Source organism: Acidovorax sp. MR-S7 (assembly GCF_000400995.2).
GTDB lineage: Bacteria > Pseudomonadota > Gammaproteobacteria > Burkholderiales > Burkholderiaceae_C > MR-S7.
Genome location: NZ_DF238936.1, coordinates 16,168 through 38,235, shown reverse-complemented (window position 1 = coordinate 38,235; position 22,068 = coordinate 16,168). Strand labels below are relative to the sequence as shown.

At 71.8% G+C, this 22,068-nt stretch carries 18 protein-coding genes; 6 read left to right on the top strand and 12 right to left on the bottom strand.

The window, feature by feature from the left end:
• The first annotated feature begins 354 nt into the window (after positions 1 to 354).
• The 3 genes from dsrO (at position 355) to AVS7_RS13700 (ending at position 5,425) form a co-directional block, all read left to right on the top strand.
• The gene (gene dsrO, locus AVS7_RS13710) at positions 355 to 1,137 is read left to right on the top strand and encodes a sulfate reduction electron transfer complex DsrMKJOP subunit DsrO (RefSeq protein WP_020228981.1); all 783 of its coding nucleotides are present in this window, start codon (positions 355 to 357) and stop codon (positions 1,135 to 1,137) included.
• Between the two features lie 11 nt (positions 1,138 to 1,148).
• Entirely contained in the window at positions 1,149 to 2,186 is a 1,038-nt protein-coding gene (nrfD, locus tag AVS7_RS13705) for an NrfD/PsrC family molybdoenzyme membrane anchor subunit (protein ID WP_020228980.1), read from the top strand.
• 89 nt (positions 2,187 to 2,275) lie between these two features.
• On the top strand, positions 2,276 to 5,425 hold the full coding sequence (locus AVS7_RS13700; protein ID WP_020228979.1) for a tetrathionate reductase subunit A: 3,150 nt from the start codon (positions 2,276 to 2,278) through the stop codon (positions 5,423 to 5,425).
• A 2-nt stretch (positions 5,426 to 5,427) separates the two neighbouring features.
• On the opposite strand, the gene AVS7_RS25185 is transcribed toward AVS7_RS13700, so the two are convergent.
• Entirely contained in the window at positions 5,428 to 5,583 is a 156-nt protein-coding gene (locus AVS7_RS25185) for a hypothetical protein (RefSeq protein ID WP_234450019.1), read from the bottom strand.
• Positions 5,584 to 5,634: 51 nt separating this feature from the next.
• Between AVS7_RS25185 and AVS7_RS13695 the strand changes: the two genes are divergently transcribed.
• Positions 5,635 to 6,537: a LysR family transcriptional regulator gene (locus AVS7_RS13695; protein ID WP_020228977.1), complete on the top strand. Its 903-nt coding sequence runs from the start codon at positions 5,635 to 5,637 to the stop codon at positions 6,535 to 6,537.
• On the opposite strand, the gene AVS7_RS13690 is transcribed toward AVS7_RS13695, so the two are convergent.
• Both AVS7_RS13690 and AVS7_RS13685 read right to left on the bottom strand, forming a co-directional pair.
• A complete protein-coding gene (locus tag AVS7_RS13690; protein ID WP_020228976.1) occupies positions 6,534 to 8,837 on the bottom strand; it encodes an ATP-dependent DNA helicase in 2,304 nt (767 codons plus the stop codon). The two genes, AVS7_RS13695 and AVS7_RS13690, sit on opposite strands and share 4 nt — an antisense overlap.
• The gene (locus AVS7_RS13685) at positions 8,822 to 10,480 is read right to left on the bottom strand and encodes a VRR-NUC domain-containing protein (protein ID WP_020228975.1); all 1,659 of its coding nucleotides are present in this window, start codon (positions 10,478 to 10,480) and stop codon (positions 8,822 to 8,824) included. The genes AVS7_RS13690 and AVS7_RS13685 overlap by 16 nt, the downstream gene beginning before the upstream one ends.
• Positions 10,481 to 10,574: 94 nt before the next feature.
• On the opposite strand from AVS7_RS13685, the gene AVS7_RS13680 reads away from it, so the two are divergent.
• Positions 10,575 to 11,249: a response regulator gene (locus AVS7_RS13680; RefSeq protein ID WP_024001572.1), complete on the top strand. Its 675-nt coding sequence runs from the start codon at positions 10,575 to 10,577 to the stop codon at positions 11,247 to 11,249.
• Complete coding sequence (locus tag AVS7_RS13675) at positions 11,246 to 12,661, top strand: ATP-binding protein (protein ID WP_020228973.1); 1,416 nt, start codon at positions 11,246 to 11,248, stop codon at positions 12,659 to 12,661. Before AVS7_RS13680 ends, AVS7_RS13675 begins: the two co-directional genes overlap by 4 nt.
• Positions 12,662 to 12,762: 101 nt before the next feature.
• On the opposite strand, the gene AVS7_RS13670 is transcribed toward AVS7_RS13675, so the two are convergent.
• The 9 genes from AVS7_RS13670 to AVS7_RS13630 all read right to left on the bottom strand — a co-directional run bounded on the left by AVS7_RS13670 (position 12,763) and on the right by AVS7_RS13630 (position 22,047).
• Positions 12,763 to 13,341, bottom strand: coding sequence for a hypothetical protein (locus tag AVS7_RS13670; RefSeq protein WP_020228972.1), 579 nt, complete (start codon positions 13,339 to 13,341; stop codon positions 12,763 to 12,765).
• A 63-nt stretch (positions 13,342 to 13,404) separates the two neighbouring features.
• Positions 13,405 to 13,857 (bottom strand): carboxymuconolactone decarboxylase family protein, encoded by a 453-nt coding sequence (locus AVS7_RS13665; protein WP_020228971.1) that lies wholly within the window; start codon positions 13,855 to 13,857, stop codon positions 13,405 to 13,407.
• A complete protein-coding gene (locus tag AVS7_RS13660) occupies positions 13,854 to 14,675 on the bottom strand; it encodes a sugar phosphate isomerase/epimerase (protein WP_020228970.1) in 822 nt (273 codons plus the stop codon). Before AVS7_RS13660 ends, AVS7_RS13665 begins: the two co-directional genes overlap by 4 nt.
• Positions 14,672 to 15,709: an NAD-dependent epimerase/dehydratase family protein gene (locus AVS7_RS13655; protein ID WP_020228969.1), complete on the bottom strand. Its 1,038-nt coding sequence runs from the start codon at positions 15,707 to 15,709 to the stop codon at positions 14,672 to 14,674. The genes AVS7_RS13660 and AVS7_RS13655 overlap by 4 nt, the downstream gene beginning before the upstream one ends.
• Positions 15,706 to 16,689 carry a tripartite tricarboxylate transporter substrate binding protein gene (locus AVS7_RS13650; RefSeq protein ID WP_024001570.1) on the bottom strand — a complete coding sequence of 328 codons (984 nt, stop codon included), beginning with the start codon at positions 16,687 to 16,689 and terminating at the stop codon, positions 15,706 to 15,708. The genes AVS7_RS13655 and AVS7_RS13650 overlap by 4 nt, the downstream gene beginning before the upstream one ends.
• 40 nt (positions 16,690 to 16,729) lie before the next feature.
• Entirely contained in the window at positions 16,730 to 18,523 is a 1,794-nt protein-coding gene (locus AVS7_RS13645; protein ID WP_020228967.1) for a thiamine pyrophosphate-binding protein, read from the bottom strand.
• 18 nt (positions 18,524 to 18,541) lie between these two features.
• Positions 18,542 to 19,426: a hypothetical protein gene (locus AVS7_RS13640; protein WP_020228966.1), complete on the bottom strand. Its 885-nt coding sequence runs from the start codon at positions 19,424 to 19,426 to the stop codon at positions 18,542 to 18,544.
• The gene (locus AVS7_RS13635) at positions 19,416 to 20,597 is read right to left on the bottom strand and encodes an ATP-grasp domain-containing protein (protein WP_020228965.1); all 1,182 of its coding nucleotides are present in this window, start codon (positions 20,595 to 20,597) and stop codon (positions 19,416 to 19,418) included. The genes AVS7_RS13640 and AVS7_RS13635 overlap by 11 nt, the downstream gene beginning before the upstream one ends.
• A gap of 16 nt (positions 20,598 to 20,613) precedes the next feature.
• Positions 20,614 to 22,047 (bottom strand): aldehyde dehydrogenase family protein, encoded by a 1,434-nt coding sequence (locus AVS7_RS13630; RefSeq protein ID WP_034690947.1) that lies wholly within the window; start codon positions 22,045 to 22,047, stop codon positions 20,614 to 20,616.
• Positions 22,048 to 22,068: the final 21 nt, after the last annotated feature.

The window sequence follows — 22,068 nt, the reverse complement described above, 5'->3', positions numbered from 1 at the left end:
GCGTGATCATGGCAGGGGGATGGCTCAGGTCTTGTCGATCAACGAGGGATCAGTGGGGTTTTGAGAGGTTCCCTAATATGTCTGTGCAGCGGGATATATCCCCGCTATGCCTCCCATCCAAATATTCGCCGACCCTCGCGGCAGCGTCGGGCGCGGCCCTGTAAACCATTGCCCTGCAATGCCGAGCGGCATGCTCGGATTTATTTAATACTTCATTAATAAAGCACCATTAATATAAGAAAGTTTATTCCAATTAATGCCGGAGGAAATACAACTCTTTATTTGATTGGCGTCAAATTGAATATGCCTGATAAAAGAATAATAAAACCCACATAAATCAGAAGCCCCATATTCATGCCTGACTGCATCACCCCCCCACGCCCCGCCCCGGCGCGAACCGGCAAGCGCGCCTTCCTCCAGGAACTCGTGGGCCTGGCCACGGCCTTCGGCCTCGCTGGTACCGCCGGTCCGGCCGCGGCGGCGCCGGCCGGCTTCCAGCCTCCGCGCCGCCCCGGCATGGAGGGCAAGCGCTTCGGCATGCTGGTGGACCTGCGCAAATGCATCGGCTGCCAGGCCTGCACGGTGAGCTGCTCGGTGGAGAACCAGCCGCCCATCGGCCAGTTCCGCACCACGGTGCTGCAGTACGAGGTCGATCTGCCCGGCGAAGCCGCGCCCGCCATGGTCAGCCTGCCGCGCCTGTGCAACCACTGCGACGAGCCGCCTTGCGTGCCCGTGTGCCCGGTGCAGGCCACGTTCCAGCGCACCGACGGCATCGTGCTGGTGGACAACGCGCGCTGCGTGGGCTGCGGCTACTGCGTGCAGGCCTGCCCGTACGACGCGCGCTTCATCAACCACGAGACGCAGACCGCCGACAAGTGCACCTTCTGCGAGCACCGGCTGGAGGCCGGGCTGCTGCCCGCCTGCGTGGAGAGCTGCGTGGGCGGCGCGCGCGTGATCGGCGACCTTCGAGATCCGGGCAGCGAAATCAACCGCCGCATCGCCGCGCACCAGGACGAGATCAAGGTGCTCAAGCCCGGCATGAAGACCGCGCCGCGCGTGTTCTACATCGGCCTGCCCGATGCATTCGTCAACGGCGTGGACGGCCAGGCCAGCGTGCGCCTGGTCGCCGAACACTGAAGGAGCGCGGCATGCAGATCATCGAACTCCTCACCCCGCACTACGAGGCCGCCTGGCTGCCCTGGGCCGTGCAGTACTTCTTCCTGGCCGGCATGGCCACGGGCGCGGCGCTGCTGGCCGCGCTGTGCGCCTGGGCGCCGGCGGGCGGCCCGCTGCGCCGCCTGCTGCCCGTGGCCGTGCTCACCCTGGCGGTGAGCGTGATCGCCGCACCGGTGTCGCTGCTGGCCGACCTGCACCAGCCCGCGCGCTTCTGGCATTTCTATGCGCACTTCACGCCGTGGTCTTGGATGTCGGTGGGCGCACTGCTGCTGCCGGTGTTCGTCACCCTCGGCATCGCGCTGTGCGCGAGCTGGTGGCTGGGCCGCGTGGGCTGGATGCGCGCGCTGGCGCCGCTGCTGGTGCTTTCGGCCCTGTCCATCACCTTCTACACCGGCGCCGAGATGATGGTGGTCCGCGCGCGCCCGTTGTGGCACACGCTGTGGGTGCCGGTGAACCTGGCACTGACCGGCTGGCTGGCCACCGTGGGCGCGGCCTTCGTGCTGGAGCGCTTCCTGCCCGCCGGCCTGCGCCCCGGCGCCGCCGCGCTGCAGCGGCTGCGCGGCCTGGGGCTGCTGCTGGCCGCGGCGCTGGCGGCCGTGGCGCTGGCCTGGGTGCTCGCGGGACTGCGGGGCGACAGCCCGTCGTTCGACGCCGCGCTGCGCCTGTGGCGCGACTTCCCCGTGTGGCGCCTGACGATGCTGGGCTCGGCCGTGTTCGGCGCCGCCGTGCTCGGCGCGCTGCTGCGCGGGCGCCGCCGCCTGGATGCGCCGGGCTACACGCTGGTGCTGGGCGTGGGCCTGGCGGCCAGCGCCTGGGCCTTCCGCTGGGCGCTGTTCATGGGCGTGCAGGGCGTGCCCAAGTTCGGCGCGGGCCTGTACCTGTACCACATGCCGCTGGGCGGCGACGGCCTGCTGGGCATGCTGGGCGTGGCCGGCCTGTGCGTGGCGCTGGTGGCCATGGCGGGCTGGGCGCTGGAGCTGTTTCCCGCCCGCCAGGGCCATGCCGCCTGAATCACAGCCAAATCTGCCTCAAACCCAACAGGGTCAAGCGCAAGCAGCTATCTGAACCATAGCAAAGCGCTGCCCCGCGAAAGGCGCATATGACCGACAAGAACTCCCCCACCGAATCCCTTGAACGCGAACGCCGCCGCCTGCTGCTGCGCGGCGGCGCCGTGGCCGGCGGCCTGGCCGCCTTCGCCGCGGGCTACGGCGAAACCCTGGCGCGCGGCGCCAAGGGCCTGGTCGCCGGCACCTCCGGCACGGCCACCAAGAGCGCCACGCGCGGCAACGCGCTCACGCCCGAATTCCGCATCGACCCCGCGACGGGCCAGCTCACGACCCAGCCGGGCCAGGTGGTCAGTCCATCGAGCTGCCTGGGCTGCTGGACGCAGTGCGGCATCCGCGTGCGCGTGGACACCGCGCACAACCGCATCCTGCGCGTGGCCGGCAACCCCTACCACCCGCTGGCCACCACGCAGCACGCGCCCATGGAGACGCCGGTGCGCGAGGTCTACGCCCAGCTCGGCGGCGACAACGGCCTGGAAGGCCGCGCCACGAGCTGCGCGCGCGGCTCGGCCATGTTCGAGCACCAGACGGCCGCGCACCGCGTGCTCGCGCCGCTCAAGCGCGTGGGGCCGCGCGGATCGGGCCAGTGGAAGACGATCCCGTTCGAGCAGCTGGTCAAGGAAATCTGCGAGGGCGGCGACCTGTTCGGCGAGGGCCACGTGGAAGGTCTCGCCGCCATCCGCGACGTGAAGACGCCGATCGACCCCGAGAACCCCGAATACGGCCCCAGGGCCAACCAACTGCTGGTGACCGACGCCTCCAACGAAGGCCGCACGCCGCTCATCAACCGCTTCGCGCGCCAGTCCTTCGGCACGGTGAACGTGGCCAACCACGGCGCCTACTGCGGCCAGACCTACCGCGTGGGCACGGCGGCGGCGCTGGGCAACATTCCCGGCATGCCGCACGGCAAGCCGGACTGGAAGAACTCGCGCTTCGGCCTGTTCATCGGCACCGCGCCCGCACAGGCGGGCAACCCGTTCCAGCGCATGGGGCGCGAGCTGTCCGAGGCCCGCGCGCGCGCGGAGAACACCTACCGCTACGTGGTGGTGTCGCCCGTGCTGCCCATGTCGTCCAGCCACGCGGCGGGCGACAACAACCGCTGGCTGCCCATCAAGCCCGCCACCGACCTGGCGCTGGTGATGGGCATGATCCGCTGGATCATCGACCACGCGCGCTACGACGCCGCGTTCCTCACCCAGCCCGGCCCGGCGGCCATGGCGGCGGCCGGCGAAGCCAGCTGGAGCAACGCCACGCACCTGCTGGTCAACGACCCCCGTCACCCGCGCTACGGCCAGTTCCTGCGCGGCGCCGACATCGGCCTGCCGATGCCTGCGCCCATCGACGAGAAAACGCCCGCCGAGGAGGTGTACGTGGTGCAGCTCGCCGACGGCACGCTGGCGCCCCACACCATCGCGCAGAGCGCCGAGCTGGCGGTCGAGCGCGACTTCACGCCGCCGGGCGGCGGCGCGCCCCTGCCTGTCTGCAGCGCGTTCGTGAAGCTGCGCGAGGAGGCGCGGCGCAAGACGCTGCAGGAGTATTCCGACCTGTGCGGCGTGCCCGTGCAGGACATCGAGGACCTGGCGCGCGAATTCACCAGCCACGGCAAGCAGGCCGTGGCCAACTCGCACGGCGGCACCATGAGCGGCGCGGGCTTCTACACGGCCTACGCCATCGCCATGCTGAACAACCTGATCGGCAACCTGAACGTCCAGGGCGGCTGGGTGCTGGACGCCGGGCCGTTCGGCCCCTTCGGCCCCGGGCCGCGCTACAACTTCGCGCAGTTCGAGGGCGCGGTGAAGGCCACGGGCGTGGCGCTGTCGCGCACGCGCTTTCCCTACGAGAAAACCAGCGAGTTCAAGCGCAGAAAGGACGCGGGCCAGAACCCCTACCCCGCCCAGGCGCCGTGGTACCCGGCGCCCGGCGGCCTCTCCAGCGAAATGCTGGCCGCCGGCCTGCTGGGCTACCCCTACCCGGTGAAGGCGTGGATCAACCACATGAGCAACCCGGTGTACGCCATCTGCGGCTTCGAGAACACGCTGGCGGCGGCGCTTAAGGACCCGAAGAAGCTGCCGCTGTTCGTCTCGGTGGACCCGTTCATCAACGAGACCTCGGCCCTGGCCGATTACATCGTGCCCGACACCGTGACCTACGAGAGCTGGGGCATCGGCGCACCCTGGGCCGACGTGGTCGCCAAGAGCAGCACCGTGCGCTGGCCCGTGGTCGATGCCGCCACGGCAAAAACCGCCGAGGGCCGGCCCGTGGGCTTCGAGACCTTCGTCTTCGCAGTCGCCCGGCAGCTCGGCCTGCCGGGCTTCGGCAAGAACGCCATGAGCACCAAGGAAGGCGCGCCGCTCGACCTGGAAACCCCCGAGGACTTCTACCTGCGCGGCATGTGCAACATCGCCTACCAGGCCGGCAAGCCCGTGCCCGAGGCCAGCGACGACGACATCGCCCTCACCGGCCTGGCGCGCTGGATGCCCGCGCTGCAGCAGCGCCTGCTGCCCGAGGAAGTGCGCCGCGTGGCCATGGTGATGAGCCGCGGCGGGCGCTTCGACCGGATCGAGGACGCCTGGCAGGGCGAGCACGTCAAGGCCGCGCACAAGTTCCCCGTGCAGCTCTGGCACGAAGGCCTGGCCAGGATGCGCCACTCCATGACCGGCGAGCGCTACGCGGGCTGCCCCACGTGGTACCCCACGCGCTTCGCCGACGGCAGCAGCATGCGCGCGCACTACCCCGAGAAAGACTGGCCGCTCACAATGAGCAGCTACAAATCCAACCTGATGAGCAGCATGTCCATCGCCGCCTCGCGCCTGCGCCAGGTGCATCCGCACAACCCCATCAGCCTGAACCAGGAAGACGCGGCGCGGCTGGGCATCGCCAACGGCGACCGCATCGAGGTGCGCACCCCTGGCAGCAGCGTGCAGGGCGTGGCCCTGGTGCGCGGCGGCATCGCCCGGGGCGCCATCGCCATCGAATACGGCTACGGCCACACGCAGCTCGGCGCCGCGGCCCACACCGTGGACGGCCAGCCCATGGCCCGCAACCCGCAGCACGGCAACGGCGTGAACCTCAACGCCCTGGGCTTCGCCGACCCCACGCGGCCCGCCAGGGACAACGTGTGGATCGACTGGGTCTCCGGCGCCGTGGTGCGCCAGGGGCTGCCGGTGCAGGTGCGCAAGGTGTGATCTCAGCCGCCGTGCGGCGGCACCCGGAAGTTCTCGGTGATGTGCCGCTCGGCGCGCGCCAGGGCCGCCTGCAGGCGTGCGAGCCAGGTGCGCAGGCGGCCGGGCAGCGTGAGGCGTGGGGTGTCGTCGTGGGCCATGGGCTGCGAATGTCGCGGCACGGGTACCATCTGTAAAGTTGAATTCAATGAAGATCGAATTCAGGAATACTGATGCGTAACCTCAACCTCGACCAATTGCAGACGCTGGTGGCCATCGCCGACCTGGGCACCTTCGCCGCCGCCGCGCAGGCGCTGCACCTGGCGCCGCCCACGGTGAGCCTGCACATCAAGGAGCTGGAGTCGCGCATGCAGGCGCCGCTGCTGGTGCGCGGGCGCCGGCAGGCCGAGCTGACCGCCGCCGGCCAGGTGCTGGTGGAGGAAGGGCGCAAGCTGCTCGCCGCCAGCGACGACCTCATCGACCTGGTGCAGCGCCGCGCCAGCGGCCGCGCGGGCGTGGTGCGGGTGGGCGTCTCCGCCGGGGTGAGCACGCGGCTGCTGCCGCTGATGCTGGAGGCGCTGGGCCGGCGCAGCCCCGGCGTGGAAGTGCGGCTGGAGGCCGTGGGCTCGGCCGACGCCATGCAGCGTCTGAAGGCGGGCACGCTGGACGTGGCCATCGTCGCCAGCCCCCAGTCCGCCAGCGCCGAGGTGCAGATCACCCCCTGGCGCAGCGACGCCATGGTGGCGGTCGTACCCAGCGCCTGGAACCCGCCCGCGCGCATCACGCCGGCCTGGCTGGCCGAACGGCGCTGGGCCTCGTTCGCGCCGGCCACGCAGATGCACGGGCTGATCGCGGCATGGTTCGGGCAGGCGGGCTTCCACCCGCGCCCCTTCCTCACTCTGAGCTACCCCGGCGCGCTGAAAAGCCTGGCCGCCGCCAGCCAGAGCGCGGCGCTGCTGCCGCTGGAGGAGGTGCAGGACCCGCAGGAGGTTTCCGGCGTGGAAGCGCCCGGCGTGCAGGTGCGCCCGCTGGCCCCCGCGCTGCTGCGGCCCATGGCGGTGGCGCACCGTACATCGCCCACGCTGAACCCGGCCGTCGCCAGCGTGCTGGAGGTGCTGGCCGAGTTCGGCAACTAGTCCCTTTCGACCCGCCACCAGCGCGGCAGCAGCGCGCGCACCTCGGCGCGCTGGAAGCGGTCGTCCATCAGCACCACCACGCCCCGGTCGTGCTCGGTGCGGATCACCCGCCCCGCCGCCTGCACCACCTTGCGCAGGCCGGGATAGAGGTAGGTGCAGGCATAGCCCTGGCCGGCGCCCAGCGCCTCGTCGATGGCGCGCTGCATGGCGTCGTTCACCGGGTTGACCTGCGGCAGGCCCAGCGTGGCGATGAAGGCGCCGATCAGGCGGGTGCCGGGCAGGTCCACGCCCTCGCCGAACGCGCCGCCGAGCACGGCCAGACCCACGCCCCGGCCGCCTTCGGTGAAGCGGGCGAGGAAGGCGGCGCGGCCCGCGTCGTCCATGCCCTGCGTCTGCGGCCACAGCGGCACCTGCGGGTGGCGCCGGGCCAGCGCGGCGGCCACGCGCTGCAGGTAGTCGAAGCTGCTGACGAAGCACAGGTAGTTGCCGGGCTGGCGCGCATACTGCGCGGCCACGAGGTCGGCGATGGGGGCGAGCGATGCCTCGCGGTCGCGCCAGCGCGTGGAGATGCGCGGCGCGATGCGCACCTGGAGCTGGTACGCGGCGAAGGGCGCCTCCACGTCCAGCCAGGCGGTGCCGGCGGGCAGGCCCAGCAGGTCGCGGTAGAACGCGGGCGGGCCGAGCGTGCCGGAGAACAGCACCGTGGCCCGCGCCGCCGCGTGGCGCGCGGCCAGGTGCGGCGCGGGGATGACGTTGCGGATGCACAGCGTGGAGGCCGGCGTGCGCCGCGCCGCCCCGGCCCGCTGCACGTCGAACAGCGCATGCGGGCCGAACTGCTCGGCCAGGGCCTGGAAGTGCAGCAGTTCCCAGTGGAAGGCCAGCACCGGGTCGCCCGGCGGCAGCGGCTGGTCGGCCTGCGCCTCGGCCACGGCGCCCACGGCGCGCTGCACGGCGGCGAGCAGCGCGGGGGGCACCTCGTCACACGTGCGGTAGTCCACCTCGCCCTGCGCCTTGTTCAGCGCCTGCCACTGGCGCTGCAGCGCGTCCAGCGCCTTGCGCACCCGGCCTTGCGCCGCCTGCCGCGCGGCGGCCAGGTCGAACTGCGACAGCGGCGCGGTGTACATGCGCCGCGCGCGCTCCAGCAGGTTGTGGGCCTCGTCCACCAGCACGGCCGCGCGCCAGTCCTGCTGCCGCGTGAGGGCGTAGAGCATGGCGGCGCTGTCGTAGTAGTAGTGGTAGTCGGCCACCACCACGTCGGCCCAGCGCACCAGCTCCTGCGACAGGTAGTAGGGGCAGATGCCGTGCCGCAGCGCCACCCGGCGCACAGCGGGCGCGCCCCACGGCGCGGGCTGCTCCAGCGCGGCGGCGCGGGCGGCGGGCAGCCGGTCGAAGAAGCCGCGCGCCAGCGGGCAGGCGTCGCCGTGGCAGGCGCTGCCGGGGTACTCGCAGGTCTTGTCGCGCGCCTGCATGTCGAGCACGCGCAGTGGCGCGGCCGGCGTAGGCGCCACCTGGAGCTGCGCCAGCGCATTCAGCGCCAACCCGTGGCCCGTGCCCTTGGCGGTGAGGAAGAACAGCTTGTCCAGCCCGGCCCCCTCGGGCATGGCCTTGAGCAGCGGGAACAGCGTGCCCAGCGTCTTGCCGATGCCGGTGGGTGCCTGGGCGAGCAGGCAGCGGCCGCCCTCGCCGTCCTGGGCACCCTGGGCTGTGCGGTAGGCGGCCACCGCCAATTGGCGCTGCCCGGTGCGCATTGCCGGCAGGGGAAAGCGCAGCGCGGCCAGCGCAGCGTCGCGCTGCTGGCGGTGCGCGGCCTCGGCGCGGGCCCAGTCCCGGTAGCGCTGGCACTGTTCGGCGAAGAAGGCCTGCAGCGCGGCAGCGGTGTGTTCTTCCACCAGCACGGTTTCCTCATGCGTGGCGGCGTTCACGTAGACCAGCGCCACCTTAAGCCCCGGCAGCTCCCGCGCCTGGCACAGCAGGTGGCCGTAGACGCGCGCCTGCGCCCAGTGCAGCGCCCGGTGGTGCGGGCGCACGCCGTCGAGCGTGCCGCGATAGGTCTTGATTTCCTCCAGCTGCTGCAGCGTGGCGTTCCAGCCGTCGGCGCGGCCGCGCACGTGCAGGTCTTCGAACCGGCCCTCGAGGGGCACTTCGGCCTCGTAGCCGGCGCCCCGGCGCTGCTGCACCGCGCGGTGGCCTTCCATGCCCTCCAGCGCGCTGGGCGCGGGCGTGAAGCGCAGGTCCAGGTCGCCCGTGCGCGCGGTGAATTCGCACAGGGCGCGCACCGCCACCTTCATGGCGCGCGCCATTGCACGTGGCACACGCGCACCGGGATGCCCTGGGCCACGCAGTAGTCCAGCCAGCGGATCTGGTTGTCCTGCAGCTTGTCGCCCGGCGCCTTGACCTCCACCAACTCGTAGCGCTTTTCGGCGGGCCAGAAGCGCACGAGGTCCGGCAGGCCGGTGCGGTTGGCCTTCAGGTCGCGCAACAGCCGCTCGAAGAAGAGGCGCAGGTGCTGAGGCGGCATGCAGTCCAGCGCCAGCGCGAGCAGGCCCTCGTCCAGCGCGCCCCAGGCCACGAAGGGCGACTGCGTGCCGTGCCGGTCCGCAAAGCGCTGCAGGATGGTGGCGCGGTGGCGGCCGTCCTCCAGCTCGGCCAGGCAGGCGTCGAACAGGGGCCGGCGGCGCGCCACGAAATCCGGCGCGCCCAGGTCGGCCGGCCCGCTCTGGAACGGGTGGAAGAACGCACCCGGCAGCGGCGCGAAGACGGCGGGCCAGCACAGCAGGCCGAACAGCGCGTTGACGAGCGTGTTTTCCACGTAGAACACCGGCGCTTCGGCGCGGTGCCAGTGGTCGCGCAGCGCATATTCGACGGCGCCGGGCGGCTCGGGCAATGCCACGTCCTCGCGCAGCGCGGCCACGGCCGGGGCCAGCGCAGTGCGGCGCGCGCCCGCACCCTGCCCCAGGCTGCGGCGCAGGCGCGGCAGCATGCGTGCCACGCGCTGGCGTTCCTCTTCGCTCTCGGGCGCATCCAGCGCCTGGCCGGCCAGGGCCAGCGCCTGGGGCAGGCAGGCCATGCGCTCCAGCACGCGGATGTGCCGGTGGCGCGCGCCGGGGAAGCGGCTGGCGGTGTACGCCCGGGCGGCCAGCGGCCAGTCCTGCGCGCGCTCGCAGGCCTGGCCGATGCGCAGCAGCACCTTGGCACGGCGCTGCTCCACCCAGGGGTGGGCGCTCGTGCAGGCCAGCGCGGCCTGCAGCAGCGCGGCGCGGTCGGCGCCTTCGTCCAGCGCGCGGCGGCAGGCGTGCAGGGCGAGGTAGCGGTCCACGTCCGCGCGGCTCTGGAAGGCGCGCGAGGCGGGGCCGAAGGGCACGGCCTCGTAGCAGAACACGCCCAGGTCGGCCAGCACGAATTCCGACCAGTTCTGGTGCAGGTTGCCGAAGAACATCAGCCGCAGGCGCTCGCAGCGCTCGCCCACCATCACGCGCCAGACGGGCTCGGCAGCTTGCGGGTTCCATGCGGCGTAGGGCTGCCGCAGGCCGGCGCGGTCGGCCAGCGCCTGCAGCATGTCGGCCTTGCGCATGGCGGCGTGCAGCGGCGCACCCTGCAAAATCTGTAGCAGCTCGCGCTTGGTGTGCAAGGCGAAAAGCTCGGAAAGGCTTAAATCCTGCTCGGCGCAGAGCCAGCCCAGCGCCAGCAGCGGCGCGGCGGCCTCCTGGGTGTGGGGAATCTCCTCGTACGCCAGCTTGCCGGCGCGGAACCACGGCCCGCGCCGCATCACCATGCGCACCAGCAGCGCCCGTGCGTCCTGCGGCAGCGCACGGAAGCAGGCCAGGAACTGCTGCTCCGCATCGTCCAGCAGGTCACCATGGCGCGCCTGCACCCAGTCCAGCGCGCGCTGGAAGTTGTGCAGGTAGTAGAAGCGATGGGGCGGGAGCGGCGGGCCGGGCGGCATACCAAGAACTGTGCGTTTATACAGTGAATGATAGCAACGCCGCCGTAATGCTGCGGTAACGCGCCCTTCCTAGAATGCGGGCTTTTTGCCCGCCATGCACATCCTGATCGTCGAAGACAACGCGCTGGTGGCCAGCGGCGTGCGCGCCGGGCTGGAGCTGCACGGCTTCACCTGCGACGTGGCGCCCGATGCGGCCAGCGCGCACGAGCGCATGGACGGCGCCCGCCACGCCACGCCGTACGCCGCCTGCGTGCTCGACCTGGGTCTGCCCGATGGCGACGGCATCGCCCTGCTGCGGCGCTGGCGCGCGGCGGCGGTCGACGTGCCGGTACTCATCCTCACCGCGCGCGGCGCGCTGGAGGACAAGGTGGCCGGCTTCGAGGGCGGCGGCGACGACTACCTGACCAAGCCCTTCGACCTGCAGGAGCTGGTGCTGCGCCTGCGCGCCCTGCTGCGCCGCGCCGCGGGCCGCGCGAGCGACCGGCTGGCGCTGGGCGACTGCGAGGTACGCATGGACACGGCCGAGGTCTGGCGCGATGGCGCGCGCGTCGACGTCTCGCGCCGCGAATGGGCGCTGCTCGCCGCGCTGCTGCAGGCCCACGGGCGCACGCTCACGCCCGCGCAGCTGCACGACAGCCTGTACGGCTTCGACCTCGACGTGGGCAGCAACACCGTCAACGTGCACGTGCACCACCTGCGCCGCAAGCTCGGCGCGGACATCATCGAGACCGTGCGCGGTGTCGGCTTCCGCCTGGGGCGCAGCGCATGAAAAGCCTGCGCCTGCGCCTCGTGCTGGGCCTGAGCCTGACGCTGTGCGTGCTCTGGGGCAGCGTGGCCGCGTGGCAGTTCACGCACCTGCAGCGCGAGCTGCGCACCATGCTCGACGAGCGGCTGATCGCCTCCGCCAAGATGGTGGCGAGCATCGTGCACCAGTTCCAGCCCGTGCACGGCGCGGTGCCTACGCCGGCCGAGCAGGAGGCGCTGCAGTCGGTGATCGCGCGCGACGGCGTGGCCTGCGAAGTGAGCCTGGTGCGCAGCGAGGTGGAGGTGCTGCCAGCCCCCCGCACGATTGCGCGCACCGGCAACGGTCCCGACTTCTCCACCCTCGGCGGCCCCGGCTTCGGCCAGATCACCAAGGGCGGCAAGGCCTGGCGCACCTACGTGCTGGAGGACAACGGCCTGCGCGTGGCCACGGCCGACCGGCTGGACGTGCGCGAGCACCTCGTGCAGACGGTGGTGCGCACGCTGGTGCTGCCCTTCGCGCTGGCACTGGCGGGCGTGCTGTTGCTCACCTGGTGGATCAGCACGCGCAGCCTGCGGCCGCTGCGCCACCTGCGCGAGGAGTTGGCCCAGCGCCCGCCGCACGACCCCACGCCCGTAAGCGCGGGCCGCGACACGGTGGAGCTGGCGCCGCTGGTGGACAGCCTGAACCAGCTGCTCGCGCGCATCCAGGCCTCCATCGCCCACGAGCGCCGCTGGACGGCCGATGCCGCGCACGAGTTGCGCACCCCGCTCACCGCCATCATGACCCACGTGCAGGTGGCCCAGCTGGTGCTGCAGCAGGCGGCCCCGCCCGCCAGGGCGCAGAACGCGCTGGGCCAGGCGCAGGAGGGCATCGCCCACATGCACGCCACCCTGGAGCAGCTGCTGCAGCTCGCACGGCTGGAGACGGGCGACGGGGACGCAGCGCGCGCCACACAGGGCGAGGCCATCGCCGAGGCGTTCCAGCGGGCCGTGCAGCAGTCCCTGCAGCGTGCGCGAGACGAAGGCCGCACAACGGCCGCGCTCGATGCGCAGGTGCTGCCCGGGCCGTGGAGCGGCGCCACCCTGCCCCTGGCCTCCTGCCTGCTGACCTGCGCCACCACCAACCTGCTCGACAACGCGCTGCGCCACTGCGGCGCCGCACCTCCGAGCGCCACGCTGCAGTTGCAGCGCGGCAGCGGCGGCGCGGGCTGGGTGGAAATCTGCGTGCGCGACCAGGGTCCCGGCCTCACGGTCGAGGAATGCGCCCAGGCGCCGGAGCGCTTCTGGCGCAAGGCCGCCAACGGCCCCGGCAGCGGCCTGGGCCTGACGATCGTGCGCCGCATCGCCGAGAGCGTGGGCGGCGCGCTGGAGCTTGCGCCGGGCCATCCCGGCTTGGTTGCGCGGCTGCGGCTGCCCGTGCAGCTACCGAATCCGTAGCTGGCAGCGCTTGTCCCTGCTGGGCTTCAACGTCTTAGCAAGCTCAAACCCTTTGGGGAAAAGCGCAAGCAGCTTCTGTTTTGGTAGCGGACAGCGCGCAGCTACTTGCTGTCGCCGCCGAGCGCCTCGAACAGCCCGCCCTTGCGCTGGGCATTGGCGCCCGTACCGCCCGAAGCCTCCACCGCCGCGAGGAAATAGCTCAGCGACTCCACCGCCTTGCCGCGCTGGTCGCCGCTGTTGATGGTCTCGTCCACGGTGCGCCCGCCCGCCAGGTGCACGCGCACCCAGCTGCGCTGGGTGTAGGCGATCTGGCTCACCACGCGCAACGGCACGTCGAACGCCATGGCCGGATAGCCCAGCGCGGGCGCCTCGCCGCGCGAAGGCAGGCGCAGGCGCACCGTGTCCACGCCGCTGAAGTGGAAGTCCGCGCCCGTCACCTGCGCCTGCTGGCCGGGCAGGCCCACGGTGAGCACCGCCTGCCCTGCCTTGGCGCTGGTCCACGACGCCGCCAGCACGGGGCATGCCGCGGTCGTGCCGCAGACCACCTTCTCGGGCGCCACCGTCACGGTCTTGGCGCCGTCCGCGGCCACGCCCTGCGTCACCTGGGGCACCAGCGTCTGCTTGCTGGCGCACCCGGCCAGAACCAGCACGCCCAGCGCGCTTGCCAGCCAGAATTTCATGGAATCGCTCCTGTCAAAAGCCGCATGGTGCCATGGCTGCGCCGGCCCCATGCCTTCCAGCCTTCAGAAGGACGATGCGGCCGCCCCTGCGGTGCGGTAGACGCTGCCCACGTCTTCCAGCAGCGCCGCGTCGGGCGCGATGCTCTCCTCGCGCATCACCTTGCGCACGATGGCGAAGCAGGCCGCGCCCGTGGGGATGCCGCAGTAGTGGCCGATGTGCAGCAGCACCTCCCGCAGATGGAGCTGGGATACGCCCGTGCGCAGCAGCGCATTGCGCACGTGGCGCTCGAATTCCTCCATCTGCCCCGCCCCCGCCAGCATGCCCAGCGTGACCAGGCTCAGCGTCGGGCGGTCGATGACCTGGCGGGCCCAGGTGCCGGCCCAGCTCACGTTGGTGACGTACATGTTCCATGCACGGTCCATGGGACTGCCCTGCCCCTGCAGCTTGTCCACGTGCGCATCGCCCAGGACGGCGCGGCGGCTCGCCGCGCCGGCGGGATCGAAATCTTGGGTCATCTTGAATTTCCTTTGTCGTCGAACCACGGCCGCATGCTGTCCCAGGCCCTGCGCGCGACGGCCTCGGCAGGCTGCGCCAGGCAGGCGGCGTTGAATATCTCGACCACCACGTCGCCCGCGTAGCCCGCGCACCGCAGGTCGGCGAAGAACGCCTCCAGCGGCATCGCGCCCTCGCCGGGCAGCAGGCGGTAGCTGCGGCTGACCTCGATGGCCGGCATGCGCAGCGGAACCAGGTCGCACACCTCCACGAGGAACAGGCGCTGCGGCGCGATCTCGCCGACCGCGACACGGGTGTCGCCACGCACGAAGGCGTGGAACACGTCCAGCTGCAGCCCGAGCGCGAGGCTGTCCACCGCCTCCACCAGCTCCAGCGCGCGCCGCCAGTGGTTCACATGGGGCGCCCAGGCGATGGGCTCGTAGGCGATGCGCAGCCCGCGCGCTGCGGCCTCCCGGGCCAGCTCGCCCAGGTCGTCGATGAGGCAGGACGCATCGCCCCGCGCCGAGTCCTGCGAGTTCGCGGCCAGCGTGACCAGCGGAGCGCCGGCGAGGTTCGCCAGGTCCATCATGCGGCGCGCGATGTCCAGCTTCCACGCCCTTTCGCCGGGCGGGCAGCCCTCGAAATGGCGGATGGCCTGCAGCGCGGCGACCGCCATGCCTTCGTCCTGCAGCATGCGCAGGGCGATCTCGGGGCCTTCGAAGTGCTCGAACAGATCGCGCGCCCACAGCTCTGTGGCCTGGAAACCCGCCCGGCGCATGGCCTGCACCTTGGCGCCGAAGGTCCCGCCCAGCGCGGCGGTGGAAAAAGCGATGCGGTTCATGGGGCGGGAAGGATACGCAGGCGCCGGTAGGCCTGGATGATCTCCAGGATCATGGCCGGCGTGTCCACCGTCTCGCCGAAGCCGTGGCGGCGCAGTTTTTCGAGCGACATGGTCTGCTCCCACGCCAGCGCCAGCGTGGCGTCCATGAAGTTCCAGTCCACCAGCGCCGGCAAGGCATTGGGCACCAGCGCATCGCGCTGGACGACCCTGCTCCAGAGGCCGGCCAGGGGCGGCATGGTGTCGCGCAGCGCCTGCGGCCGGGGCGGAGCGGCCTCCATGCCGAAGGCCGCGGCAACCGCCGGCCACACCTGGCTCCACGAGAACACGTCGCCGTTGGCGACGTTGAAGTCCTCGTCGCGCGCCGCCGGATCGGTGGCGGCCCACAGCATGGCGCGGGCGAGCAAGTCGGCCGAGGTGTAGGTCAGCCGCGCGTCGAAGGCCGCCTGCGAGCCGGGAAAGGCCAGCGGCAGGCCCTGCTCCTTCATGAGCTGGGCATAGACCGCCATGCCCAGCATGACGTTGCTGGGGCTGTGCGTGGCCACCCCGCTCACGCAGTGCGGCCGCAGCGTCGACCAATGCCAGGGCCGCCCCCGGGCGCGCTCGCGCACGAGCGCATGCTGGTCGTAGTAGAAATGCGCGGCGCCGGGGACCGGGTCGCTCTCGCGCGCCGGCACCGGAAAGGGCCCGGCCGTCGATCCGTACCATTTCAGGCCGTGCACGAGCTGCACGTGCCGCAGCGAGGGCAGGTCCTGCAGCACGTCGAGCACCGCCTCCAGCACGCGGACGTTCGACTCCCGCTCGATCCGGTAGCCCTTCTGCAAGGTCCTGGCCAGGAAGAACACGCCCGCCACCTGGCCCGGCAGGGCCTGCACGGATGCCGGGTCGAGCAGGTCCAGGGCGATGGCGCGGTGGGTCGCGGGCGGGGCCCGGGGCGGCGTGCGCTGGGTCGCGGTGGTCTCCCACCCCGCGGCCGCGAGCGCCCGGACCAGGTGCCCACCCACCAGCCCGGAGCCGCCGATCACGAGGGCTTTCATCCTTCCGTGCGCGCGCCGGCCTTCTTGACCACGGCCGCCCAGCGCTCGGTCTCGTCGCGCACGAACTGGCGGAACTGCTCCATGGGCATGCCGGAGGCGCGGGTGCCCAGCTCCTGGAACCGCCGCACCGTGTCGGGCTCCTGCAGGATGCGCTGGACCTGGGCGGACAGCTGCCGGAGCACGTCGCCCGGCGTGCCCCTGGGCGCGAAGAGGCCCTGCCACGAGGTGGCGACGAAGCCCGGCAGGGTTTCGGCGATGGTCGGGATGTCCGGCGTGTCCGGCCAGCGCTCCGCAGAGCTGATGCCCAGCGCGCGGACCTTCCCGGCGCGGGCCTGTGCCAGCGCCGTGGGCATGTTGTCGAAAGCGAGCTGCACCTGCCCGGCGATCAGGTCGGCCATCATCTGGCTGCTGCCCTTGTAGGGCACGTGGAGCATGGACGTGCCCGTGGTCATCTTGAACAGCTCCGCCAGCACGTGGGTCGACGTGCCAACGCCCGTGGAGCCGTAGCTCAGCTTGTCGGGGTGGCTCTTGAGGTACTGCACCAGCTCTGCCACGGTCTTCACCGGCACGCTGGGGTGCACCACCAGCATGTTCGGCCCCGCAGCCACCAGCGAGATGGGCTCGAAGTCGCGCAGGTTGTCGTAGCGCAGGTTCGGGTAGACCGAGGCGTTGATGGCGTGCGAGCTCACCGTTCCCATGATGAGGGTGTATCCGTCGGGCGCCGCTTTGGCCACGTATTCCGCGCCGACGCCGCCGCCCGCGCCCAGCTTGTTCTCCACCACCACGGGCGCCTTCCACGCCTCCGAGAGCTTCTGGGCCACGTAGCGCGCCACCACGTCGGTCACGCCGCCCGCGCTCAGCGGCACGACGATGGTGACGGCGCGCGAAGGGTAGCTGCCCTGGGCGAGCGACAGGGCGGGCACGCCCCCCGCCATCGCGATGCCGCAACCGATGAACTGTCTTCTGTTGAATGTGCTCATGCTTGTCTCCATGGTTGTTGTGTAGCGAAGAAACGTCGATTCACTGAGGCAGCGGATCGGGGTCGAAGCTCGGGCGCGGCCCCGCGATGGGCGGCATGTCCCAGGCGCCCGCCGTGAGCCGCGGCGCGTCGGCGGCGACGCGCACGTCCAGCACCGTGGGCCGGTTCGACCGGATGGCGCGCTCCAGCTGTCCGCCGAGGTCGGCGGCACGCTCCACGCGCAGGCCTTGCGCGCCCATGGCCTGGGCCAGCAGCGCGTAGTCGGTGCTGTGCAGCGCGCCGTCCACGCCGTTGTCGCGAAAGCGCGTGGCGAATTCGCGGTCCTGCCCGTAGAAGCCCTTCTGCAGGTCGCGGATGGAGACGTAGCCGCTGTTGTTCCACACCACCCAGACGATGGGCAGGCGGTATTCGACGGCGGTGGCCACGGCGCTGGCGTGCATGAGCATGCCCCCATCCCCCACCACCGCCACGACGGGCCTGTCCTGCGCGGCCAGCTGGGCCCCGATGGCGCCGCCGACCCCGAAGCCCATCGTGGCCGAGCCGCCCGACTGCAGGAACAGCCCGCCTTCGCGCACGGGCCACTGCTGCACCATCCAGCTGTGGTGCTGGCCGATGTCGGACAGCACGACCGCCTGGCGCGGCGTCACCGCGGCGATGTCCGCCACCACGCGGCCCGGGTGCAGCGGCGCCTCGTCGCTGCGCTGGCCGGGGGCCAGGGCGTCCCGCCACAGCGCGCGCCAGTGCGCGGTCGCGGCGACCCATCCGGCGCGCCGCTGCGGGCGCAGGTCCGCGTGGCGCTGGGCTTCCCGGGCCAGCTGGTCCAGGAAGGTGCCGGCATCGGCCAGCACGCCCAGTTCGGTGGCGTAGTTGCGCGCCAGCGCGGACGGGTCGACGTCCACGTGGATGATGCGGGTGCCCGCGCTGTGCGTGACGCCGTCGGCCCAGCTGCTCGTGCCCCGGTCCCCGAACCGAGTGCCCAGGGCCAGCAGCACGTCGCAGCCGCGGGTGGCGCGGTTGCCGGGATAGCCGCCGTCGCGCCCCGTGGGCCCGAGGTACAGCGGGTCCTGGTCGTCCAGCACGCCCTTGCCCTGCGGCGTGGTGGCCACGGGAATGCCGAGCACCCGGCTGGCGCGTGCCAGCGCCTGGGCGGCGTCTCCCACCAGGCAGCCGTGGCCGGCCAGGATCAGCGGGCGCTCGGCCTCCAGCAGCATCGCCAGCGCCCGCTCCACGGCCTGCGCCGGCGCCGCGCTGCGCCAGTCCACGCCCTTACGCCACACCTCGGGGGACTCGATGCCTGCCTCCACGCGCTCCTCGAACACGTTGAAGGGAACGTCCAGGTGCACCGGCCCCGGCCGGCCCGCCACCATGGCGGTGCAGGCCTGGCGCATGAGGCCGGGCAGCATGTCCGCGCGCGGCGCCTGGAAGCTGCGCTTCACATAGGGGCGCATGGCGGTGACGAAGTCCGCCTGGTGGTGGTGCCCCAGTTCCTGGAACGGCCCCTTGTTGAACTGCTGGGTGGGCACGTTGCCCGTGATGGCGAGCAGCGCGGAGGAATCGAACATCGCGTTGGCGATGGCCATCTGGATGTTGATCGAGCCCGGGCCGCAGGACGTGAACGTGGCGGCGGGCTGGCGTGCCACCCGGTAGTAGGCGTCCGCCGCGAACCCGGCGATCTGCTCGTTGTGCACCGACACCGTCCGAATGCGGTCGCGCCGGTCCAGCGCCGCGTCCATCAGGCCCACGATGCCGTGGCCGCACAGGCCGAAGAGGTAAGGGACTTTCTCGGCGATCAGGTGGTCGACGATGATTTCCGCGCCTCGCAGGGAATGGGTCATGGGAGTCCTTCTTGTGATTCAGTGGTGAGAATCGGGGCCTGGCGCGGCCGGTAGGGCCTCCACCAGCGCCTCGATGGTGTCGAAGACCTGGGCGCCCGCGGCGCGCAGGGCCCGTTGCTTGGAGGCCAGCGTTCCCCGCTCGCCCAGCACCAGCGCGCCCGCATGGCCCATCGTCACGCCTTCCTTGGCCTGCGCGCCGGCGACCAGGGCGAACACGGGCTTGGGGCAGCGCAGCGCGGCCCAGGCCTCGGCGAATTCCTCTTCCTCGTCCCCGCCGATCTCGCCCACCAGCAGCAGGGCCTGCGTCGGCGCATGGCGCGCGAAGCCTTCCGCGAGGTCCGCGAACCGCAGGCCCTTGACCGGGTCGCCGCCCACGCCGATCCAGACGCTCTGGCCCAGCCCGCGCTGCACCATGCGCCGGCCGACTTCGTACGACAGCGTCCCGCTCTTGGACATCACGCCCACCGCACCGGGCGCCAGCGAGATGTCGGGCAAAAAGCCCAGCTTCGCCTGCCCTGGGATGCACAGCCCCGGCGTGGAGGCGCCGACCCATTCCACGCCGGCCTCGCGGGTGAGCGCGCGGATGCGCAGCGCGTCATGCACCTCGATGCCTTCCGCCACCGTCACCACCACCTTCATGCCGGCATGGACGGCTTCCGCCACGGCCTGCAAGGTGGACTGCGGCGGCACCAGGGCGATGCTGACCCGCGCGCCGGTGGCGCGCGCGGCCTCGGCGCAGTCCCCGAAGACGGGAAACGCCTGGGGCTCACCGGCGCGCACGCGCCCGGTGCCCCCGGCGATGCGGGTGCCGTAGCGCTGCATCAGCGCCGCGTGCTTCTGCCCCATGCGCCCGGTGATGCCCTGCACCAGCACGGGCGTGGCGCGGTCCAGTTCAAACAGCATGGAGTGCTCCCTGTTCCTGGGTGCACGAGGCCTTGCCCAGCAGGCGGCCCACCCGTGCGATGGCTTGCTGCAGGTCGGGCTCGAAGACGATGGGCAGCTCCGGGTGGCGCGCGATGATCGCCCTGGCCTGCTCCTCCCCGTTGCCCACCAGGCGCGCCACGATCGGCCAGCGGCATTCCGGCCGGGCCTGCAGCGCATCCACCAGCAGCTGCGTGAACTCCGACAGGTCCGTGATGCCGGCGAAGATGTTGACCAGCACCACCTGCACGTCCGGCGCCGCGGCCAGCCAGTCGAAGATCCGCAGCAGGCGTTCGGGGCTGCCGCGCATCTGGCCGGTGCGCATGTCGCAGAAGTTGAACGGCGCGATGCCCTGGCCCACCAGCTCGTCGATGAGCATCATGGACAGGCCCGCGCCCGTGGTGACCAGTCCCACGCGGCCGGCCGGGTCGATTTCGACGAAGTCGAAATCCTCGGAGAGCTTGCGCCAGGCATCGGGGTACAGGTCCCGCTGCTCGGCCAGGATCGCCCGCACCGGAGAAGCCGCATCCACGGCATTCATGTCGACCACCACCTTCGCGTCGCCCGCGACGAAGCGGCCGTCCTCCTGCGCGAACAGCGGGTTGATCTCGGCCAGCATGAGGCGGTGGGCGAGGAACATCGCCACCAGGCGCTCCCCCACCTCCTGCAGTCCGGCGCGCAGCGCGGGAGCGGCCTGCGCGCTCATGCGCCGCACGGCGCCGCGCAGGGCCGCCTCGTCCAGCGGCAGGAGTTCGTTGAAGCCCTGGCCCGTCGCCGCGTGGGCCTCGATGTCCACGCCGCCCTGCGGGCTGTGGATCAGGCGGATGCCGCCCGCGCTCGCATCCACCATGAGCGCCAGGTAGTGCTCCGCGCCGGCGCACGCCTCCTCGACCAATACATCCCTGGCGCGGCACCCCTTGATGCGCAGGCCGAACAACGCGTCCAGTACGGCGGGCAGACCGGCGCCATCCGCCACGCGCCGGACGCCGCCGGCCTTGCCGCGCCCGCCGACGGGCACCTGGGCCTTGGCGATCCAAGACCCCTGGCCGGGCAGCGCGGGCACCGCCTGCGATTCACGGACGCGCACCCCGCGCGGCACGGCGATGCCGGCCTCGCTCAGCAGCCGCTTTCCATCCGCTTCGAGCAACAACATGTCGTTCCCTTGCCTCTCAAACGTTGAAGACGACGAACCGCTCTTCGGTCATGTCCTGGATGGCGAAGCGCGGCCCTTCCCTGCCGATCCCGCTGGCCTTGACGCCGCCGTAGGGCGCCTGGTCCGAGCGCCAGGTGGAGGTTCCGTTGACGATCACCGCGCCCATGCGCAGCGCGCGCACCGCCTGCATGGCCAGCGGCAGCGACTGGGTGTAGATGCCCGCCTGCAGTCCGAACGGCCCGGCGTTGACGAGGTTGAACACCTGCCCCACGTCGTCGAAGGGCGCCAGCAGCACGACCGGGCCGAACACCTCGCCCTGCATGGCTTCGCAGTGCCAGGGCACGTCGGCCAGCACGGTGGGCTGCACCAGGGCGCCCTCGTGGCTGCCTCCGCACACCAGCCTGGCGCCGGCGGCCACGGCATCGTCGACCAGCCCCTGTATCCGCCGCGCGGAATGCGCCGAGATCACCGGGCCCACCTCGGTGCCCTCGTCCAGCGGATCGCCCACGCGCAGCGCCTGCACCATCTGGGCGACGCGGGCCGTGAACGCCTCGTAGAGCGAACGGTGGACCAGCACGTTCTGCACGGAGATGCAGCTCTGGCCCGCCAGCCGCATGCTGTTGCGCGCGCAGGCCTGCGCGGCCTCCTCCAGCGGCGCATCGGCGGCGACCACCGTGAAGCCGTTGCCGCCCAGCTCCAGCGCCACGCGCTTGAGGCCGCTCGTGGCCTTCACCCGTTCCCCGATGCGGCTCGATCCCGTGAACGAGACGAAGTCCACCTGCGGCGCAGCCACCAGCCGGGCCGCGGCCCGGTCGCCCTGCACCACCTGCAGCCAGCCGGCGGGAATGCCGGCCTCCAGCAGCACCTCGGCCAGCCGGCAAATGGTCAGCGCGGACTGCGGTGAGGGCTTGAGCACGACCGCGTTGCCCGCGGCCCATGCCGGTCCCAGCTTGTGGGCGGTCAGGTTGACCGGCGCGTTGAAAGGCGTGATGGCTGCCACCACGCCCACGGGAAAGCGCAGGCTCACGCCCAGCTTACCCGCCCCGATGGCGCTGGAATCCATGGGAATCTGCGCACCCTCGATGCGCACCGCCTCCTGTGCGGACAGCTCGAAGGTCTCGGCGCTGCGCAGGACTTCGGTCAGTCCGTCGGCCACGGGCTTGCCGGTTTCGATCGCCATGGTCCGCGCGATCGACGCGCTGTGCCGCCGGATGCCTTGCGCCGCCTGGCGCAGCAGCGCGGCCCTGTCGCGCGCGGGCATGGCGGCGATGGCGGCCTTGGCCGCAGCCGCGGCGGCGAGCGCACGGTCCAGCAGTTCGTCGCTGCATTCGCAGACCGAGAAATCGCTGCGCCCGGTGAAGGGGTTGCAGGCGGGCACCCGTTCGGGCGTCTCGATCCACTGGCCGTCGATCAGCAGCGGGACATGCTGCGGCAGGGTGTCTGTGTGCATGGAGTCCTCGAACATGGCGCG

Bases quoted from the DNA above. Each gene is read 5' to 3' on its own strand.
- dsrO (WP_020228981.1), top strand. From the start codon at position 355: ATGCCTGACTGCATCACCCCCCCACGCCCCGCCCCGGCGCGAACCGGC.
- nrfD (WP_020228980.1), top strand. From the start codon at position 1,149: ATGCAGATCATCGAACTCCTCACCCCGCACTACGAGGCCGCCTGGCTG.
- AVS7_RS13700 (WP_020228979.1), top strand. From the start codon at position 2,276: ATGACCGACAAGAACTCCCCCACCGAATCCCTTGAACGCGAACGCCGC.
- AVS7_RS13695 (WP_020228977.1), top strand. From the start codon at position 5,635: ATGCGTAACCTCAACCTCGACCAATTGCAGACGCTGGTGGCCATCGCC.
- AVS7_RS13690 (WP_020228976.1), bottom strand. From the start codon at position 8,837: ATGGCGCGCGCCATGAAGGTGGCGGTGCGCGCCCTGTGCGAATTCACC.
- AVS7_RS13685 (WP_020228975.1), bottom strand. From the start codon at position 10,480: ATGCCGCCCGGCCCGCCGCTCCCGCCCCATCGCTTCTACTACCTGCAC.
- AVS7_RS13680 (WP_024001572.1), top strand. From the start codon at position 10,575: ATGCACATCCTGATCGTCGAAGACAACGCGCTGGTGGCCAGCGGCGTG.
- AVS7_RS13675 (WP_020228973.1), top strand. From the start codon at position 11,246: ATGAAAAGCCTGCGCCTGCGCCTCGTGCTGGGCCTGAGCCTGACGCTG.
- AVS7_RS13670 (WP_020228972.1), bottom strand. From the start codon at position 13,341: ATGAAATTCTGGCTGGCAAGCGCGCTGGGCGTGCTGGTTCTGGCCGGG.
- AVS7_RS13665 (WP_020228971.1), bottom strand. From the start codon at position 13,857: ATGACCCAAGATTTCGATCCCGCCGGCGCGGCGAGCCGCCGCGCCGTC.
- AVS7_RS13660 (WP_020228970.1), bottom strand. From the start codon at position 14,675: ATGAACCGCATCGCTTTTTCCACCGCCGCGCTGGGCGGGACCTTCGGC.
- AVS7_RS13655 (WP_020228969.1), bottom strand. From the start codon at position 15,709: ATGAAAGCCCTCGTGATCGGCGGCTCCGGGCTGGTGGGTGGGCACCTG.
- AVS7_RS13650 (WP_024001570.1), bottom strand. From the start codon at position 16,689: ATGAGCACATTCAACAGAAGACAGTTCATCGGTTGCGGCATCGCGATG.
- AVS7_RS13645 (WP_020228967.1), bottom strand. From the start codon at position 18,523: ATGACCCATTCCCTGCGAGGCGCGGAAATCATCGTCGACCACCTGATC.
- AVS7_RS13640 (WP_020228966.1), bottom strand. From the start codon at position 19,426: ATGCTGTTTGAACTGGACCGCGCCACGCCCGTGCTGGTGCAGGGCATC.
- AVS7_RS13635 (WP_020228965.1), bottom strand. From the start codon at position 20,597: ATGTTGTTGCTCGAAGCGGATGGAAAGCGGCTGCTGAGCGAGGCCGGC.
- AVS7_RS13630 (WP_034690947.1), bottom strand. From the start codon at position 22,047: ATGCACACAGACACCCTGCCGCAGCATGTCCCGCTGCTGATCGACGGC.